Annotated in this window: 6 protein-coding genes and 1 pseudogene; 2 read left to right on the forward strand and 5 right to left on the reverse strand. The window is 69.4% G+C overall.

The window, feature by feature from the left end:
* Positions 1-410 (forward strand): nitroreductase family deazaflavin-dependent oxidoreductase (locus tag VMD50_RS26520; RefSeq protein WP_325432375.1); only part of this gene is annotated, 410 nt, incomplete at its 5' end.
* A gap of 38 nt (positions 411-448) precedes the next feature.
* Here the strand turns inward: VMD50_RS26520 and VMD50_RS26525 are convergent.
* Genes VMD50_RS26525 through VMD50_RS26535 form a run of 3 tightly spaced genes read right to left on the reverse strand, consistent with a single transcriptional unit; the run spans position 449 to position 2421 of the window.
* The gene (locus tag VMD50_RS26525) at positions 449-808 is read right to left on the reverse strand and encodes a DoxX family protein (protein ID WP_325432377.1); all 360 of its coding nucleotides are present in this window, start codon (positions 806-808) and stop codon (positions 449-451) included.
* 9 nt (positions 809-817) lie between these two features.
* Positions 818-1957 (reverse strand): SPFH domain-containing protein, encoded by a 1140-nt coding sequence (locus tag VMD50_RS26530; RefSeq protein ID WP_325432379.1) that lies wholly within the window; start codon positions 1955-1957, stop codon positions 818-820.
* Between the two features lie 29 nt (positions 1958-1986).
* Positions 1987-2421, reverse strand: a complete 435-nt coding sequence (locus tag VMD50_RS26535; protein WP_325432381.1) for an NfeD family protein — start codon at positions 2419-2421, stop codon at positions 1987-1989.
* A 57-nt stretch (positions 2422-2478) separates the two neighbouring features.
* Here VMD50_RS26535 and VMD50_RS26540 point away from each other — a divergent pair, with 57 nt between their 5' ends.
* The gene (locus VMD50_RS26540) at positions 2479-3387 is read left to right on the forward strand and encodes a hypothetical protein (protein ID WP_325432383.1); all 909 of its coding nucleotides are present in this window, start codon (positions 2479-2481) and stop codon (positions 3385-3387) included.
* 20 nt (positions 3388-3407) lie between these two features.
* On the opposite strand, the gene VMD50_RS26545 is transcribed toward VMD50_RS26540, so the two are convergent.
* A complete protein-coding gene (locus VMD50_RS26545) occupies positions 3408-4415 on the reverse strand; it encodes a ferrochelatase (RefSeq protein WP_325432385.1) in 1008 nt (335 codons plus the stop codon).
* A gap of 6 nt (positions 4416-4421) precedes the next feature.
* Positions 4422-4523: pseudogene (locus VMD50_RS26550) on the reverse strand (NADH-dependent enoyl-ACP reductase InhA); the annotation flags it as partial.

The raw sequence follows: 4523 nt of genomic DNA on the forward strand, positions 1-4523 counted from the left end.
ACAGCGGCCGCAAGTCCGGCGCCCCGCGCTACGCCGTCCTGGAAGTCGTCGATCACCCCGCGCCCGACGTCTACGTCGTCGCGTCGGGTTTCGGCCGAAAAGCCCAGTGGTTCCGCAACATTGAGGCCAACCCGCGGGTCCGGGTGTACGTCGGCAGCCATGCCCCGCGGCGCGCCACCGCGCGTGTCCTCGACCGGCGGGAGGCCGACCGCACGCTGGCCACCTACCGCGACCGTCATCCCGGCACGTGGGAGCGGTTCCGGCCGGTGCTGGAAAACACGCTCGGCGCGCCGATCACCGACACCGACAGCCCGCTGCCGATGGTCGAATTACGTTGCGACAGTGGCGATCGCAAGCGCGGCACTGCCGGGCGCTGCGGGTCGCCACCATCGGACAGTGGCGATCGCTAGCGCGGCGAAGCCGGGCGCGGCGGGTCGCCACCATCGGATCAGCCGTTATCCGGGCCCTTGACCGTCATCACGGCGAAGATGGCCAGGAACGTGGTGGCAGCCGGGATGGCGTTGACGAACTTGTCGTGTGCCCGGATGTGCGCGCCGACTGCCAGGGTGAAGTACAACGTCAGCATCGCCGTCGTCAGCCTCGCCAGAGCGGGGAAACGGGTGACCGACAGCAACCCGACGGCGGCGGCCGCCTTCACCACCGGCAGGACGGGGCGGATTTCGTCCGGCACTCCCAGGTCGTCCAGAACCTTCTTGATGGGGGCCACCTGAACCCCGCACGCGACGGCGTCGACGGCATGGAAGGCGGCAAGTCCCGCATAGGTTTTCGGTGAAGTCAGCGCACTCATGCGACCAGCCTATTGGGTCAACTCGGGCGGCGCTCCCGGCTGGCCGTCCACCGGCTGGCGGGCTATCGCCTCGGCCTTGGCGACCGCCTGGGCGATGGCCGGGTCGGTCTCGGTGGAGAACCAATCGGCGACGTCGGCGTCGTCGTCGGCCTGGTGCTTGGGCAGGTCTTCGACCGGGGACGGCTGGAACCGGAACACGCCGTCCTCGCCCGGGGCGCCCAGCAGCTTGGTGAAGCCCTGCAACGCCGCGTTGAAGTCGCTGGGGACCACCCACACCTTGTTGGCGTCGCCGCGGGCCATCTCCGGCAGCGTCTGCAGGTACTGGTAGGCCAGCATCTCCGGGGTGGGCCGGCCGGCCTTGATCGCGGCGAACGTCTTCTCGATGGCCTTGGCCTGGCCCTGCGCCTGCAGGTACGCCGCGGCGCGCTCACCCTGGGCGCGCAGCATCCGCGACTGGCGGTCGGCCTCGGCGGCCAGGATCGCGGCCTGCTTGGCGCCCTCGGCGGCCAGGATCTGCGCCTGCTTGTTGCCCTCTGCCTCCTTGATCGCCGCCTCGCGCATGCCCTCGGCGGTCAAAATCATCGCCCGCTTTTCCCGGTCGGCCTTCATCTGCTTTTCCATCGAGGCCTGGATCGACGGCGGCGGGTCGATGCTGCGCAGCTCGACCCGGGCCACCCGCAGGCCCCAGCGTCCGGTGGCCTCGTCCAGCACGCCGCGCAGCTGCCCGTTGATCTGGTCGCGGGACGTCAGGGTCTGCTCGAGGGTCATCCCGCCGACCACGTTTCGCAGGGTGGTCGTGGTGAGCTGCTCGACGCCGACGATGTAGTTGCTGATCTCGTAGACGGCCGCCTGCGGGACGGTGACCTGGAAGTAGACCACGGTGTCGATGTGGAGGGTCAGGTTGTCCTCGGTGATCACCGGCTGCGGCGGGAACGACACCACCCGCTCGCGCAGGTCCACCCGGGCACGGACGCGGTCGATGAACGGCACCAGCAGCGTCAGCTGCCCGCTGACGGTGCGGCTGTATCGCCCCAGGCGTTCGATCACGGCGGCCTCGGCCTGCGGGATCAGCGCGACGGACTTCGCCACCACGATGATCCCGAAGATCACCATCGCCAGCGCCACCACCAACAGAGCAATTCCAGCCATCGCGCGTCCTCCTGTTTCTCCAGAGGTGGTTACATGCCCTTGAACACCACGGCCGTGGCGCCATTGATCTGCATGACGGTCACCCGGTCGCCCGGTTCGTAGACGTCGTCCTCGTTGACCGGCCGCGCCGTCCACACCTGGCCGTCCAGCTTCACCTGGCCCTCATCGCGCGCGACGCGCTCCAGCACCAGCGCGTTCTTGCCCTCCAGCGCCTCGATGCCGGTCGGCAACAGCTTCGGTGGGGTGAGCCGCCGCCGCAGCGCCGGCCTCACCACGACCAGCAGCAGGACCGAGACCACCAGGAACACCGCCGCGTCGGCCCAGACCGGGCCGCCAAGCAACCAGCTGCTGCCCGCGGCTGCCAGCGCGCCGCCGGAGAGCATCAGCAGGAACATATGGCCGGTGAGCGCCTCCCCACCGGCGAGCGCCAGCGCGAATATGAGCCAAATCACCGCGGCGGGCATGCGGTCAGGATACGCGTAATCAGCCTTTGCCGGATCGAACAACTACACTCCGAGAACATGTGGTGTCCCAGTGTCTCGCTGTCCCTGTGGGCCAACGCCTGGCTCGCGGGCAAGGCGGCGCCCGACGACGTCTTGGACGCGTTATCCGTTTGGGCGCCAAAGCAATCGGTCACCGCGTATGATGCGGTCGCCGCGGGCCACACCGGGCTGCCGTGGCCCGATGTTCACGACGCCGGGACCGTCACGCTGTTGCAAACCCTGCGCGCGGCCGTCGGGCGGCCGGTGGTGTCGCCTGGCCCGGATCGTTTGCGGGGAACCATCAACATCGTCCAGCCGGTGCCCGGCGACGTGCGCGGCCTGGCCCCGGGAACGCAGTTCGAATCCGACGCACTGGCCGCCGGCGAGGCGGTCATCATCACCAACCCCGACGATCCCGCCACCGCCGTGGGGCTGGTTCCCGAGTTCAGCTACGGAGACGACGACGACGCGGGATTCCCCGAATTGTGCGGGCTGTCTTGGACGGTGTACTCCCTGCCGGGCGCGCCGGTGCTCGACCATTACGAACTCGGCGACGCCGAGTACGCGCTGCGCTCAGCCGTGCGATCGGCCGCCGATGCGCTCGGCGCCATCGGGGTGGGAGCCGCCGCGTCCGATGTGGACGATCCGCGGGGACTCGTCGAGCAGCTGCTGGAAACGGCACGGCAACACCGCATTCCCGAGCATGCGCCGTCGCGCGCGCTGCGGGTGCTGGAAAACGCCGCGCACGTCGACGCCATCATCGCGGTCAGCGCCGGACTGAGCCGAGTGTCCGACTCCCCGACGGACCGCATCGTCGCCGGGCTTGGCGCGCAATCGTCGTCGCAGGCGCGAATCGCCACCGATGCGCTGCGGCCGCTGACCACGGTGGTGCGCTCGGCGCGGATGGCCGCGGTTACGGCAATTTTGCACTCGGCCTGGGCCGACTAAAGTCCGCTCGCGATCGCCGACTAAGCCTGGCGCGCAACGCAATGCGGCGGACGGCACGGCGCGCCGTTGACGCTGGCGAGACAGCCCGGCACCGGATCCGGTCCGCTCACCCGATTCGGGGCCCGGCCGTAGCGAAGCTCGTCGATCAGATCCGCTGCCAGCCGTGCGAATCGACGATCGGCGTTGGGTGTTGCGGCCCGGGCGAAGGCCATCCCCGCGGCCTCGGCCTGCAATCGCAACTCGTGGTCGAGGTCCCACACCACCTCGATGTGGTCGGCGACGAACCCGATCGGGCAGACGAGAACGGCCTCGGTACCTGCTTTCGCGAGCGTCGCCAGTTGGTCCTCGACACTCGGCTCCAGCCACGGCACCTGCGGCGGCCCCGATCGCGACTGCCAGGCCAGATCGTAATCGGCGTATCCGGCGGCGGTCGCCACCAGTCTTGTGGCATAGGCGACTTGGCGGCTGTAGAGCCGGGGACCGCAACGCTGGTCGGCGGCCACCGGGACCGAGTGCGCGGTGAACACCAGCCGCGCGTCGCCGGGCACGGTGTCGGCCGCCGCCGCGATGGCACCGGCGGACATCTCGACGAACAGCGGGTGGTCGAAGTAGGGCCGCAGCTTGACCAATTCGGGTGCATCCGGCCCGGCCGCCCGGCGGGCCCGGGCGATGTCTTCGACATACTGCGTGCAGCTGGAGTACCCGCTCCAGGCCGACGTGGTGAACACCGCGGCACGCCGAACACCGTTGTCCCGCATCGTCTTGACGGTGTCCTCGACGTACGGCTCCCAGTTGCGGTTGCCGAAGTAGACGGGCACGTCGAGCTCCTGCTGGAGCTCGGTTATCAGCGCACGGTTGATCCCGTTGATCGGCGACACCCCGCCGAAATGCAGGTAATGCTCGGCGACTTCGTCGAGGCGCTCCGGCGGTACGTTGCGGCCCCGGGTGACGTTCTCCAAAAACGGCCGCACCTGCTCCGGCCCCTCCGGGCCGCCGAAGGACAGCAGCAGGACGGCGTCGAAATCCATTGCCTGCTACAGCAATTGGGTGCTGGCGCCGCCGTCGGCGAAGATGACGGTGCCGGTGGTGGCCGGCAGCCACTCCGACAGCAGCGCGCACACCGTCTTGGCGACCGG

The sequence above is a fragment of the Mycobacterium sp. genome (assembly GCF_035506235.1).
Taxonomy (GTDB): Bacteria; Actinomycetota; Actinomycetes; order Mycobacteriales; family Mycobacteriaceae; genus Mycobacterium.

Coding starts and splice junctions, on each gene's coding strand:
- VMD50_RS26525 (WP_325432377.1), bottom strand. CDS start 808: ATGAGTGCGCTGACTTCACCGAAAACCTATGCGGGACTTGCCGCCTTC.
- VMD50_RS26535 (WP_325432381.1), bottom strand. CDS start 2,421: ATGCCCGCCGCGGTGATTTGGCTCATATTCGCGCTGGCGCTCGCCGGT.
- VMD50_RS26540 (WP_325432383.1), top strand. CDS start 2,479: ATGTGGTGTCCCAGTGTCTCGCTGTCCCTGTGGGCCAACGCCTGGCTC.
- VMD50_RS26530 (WP_325432379.1), bottom strand. CDS start 1,957: ATGGCTGGAATTGCTCTGTTGGTGGTGGCGCTGGCGATGGTGATCTTC.
- VMD50_RS26545 (WP_325432385.1), bottom strand. CDS start 4,415: ATGGATTTCGACGCCGTCCTGCTGCTGTCCTTCGGCGGCCCGGAGGGG.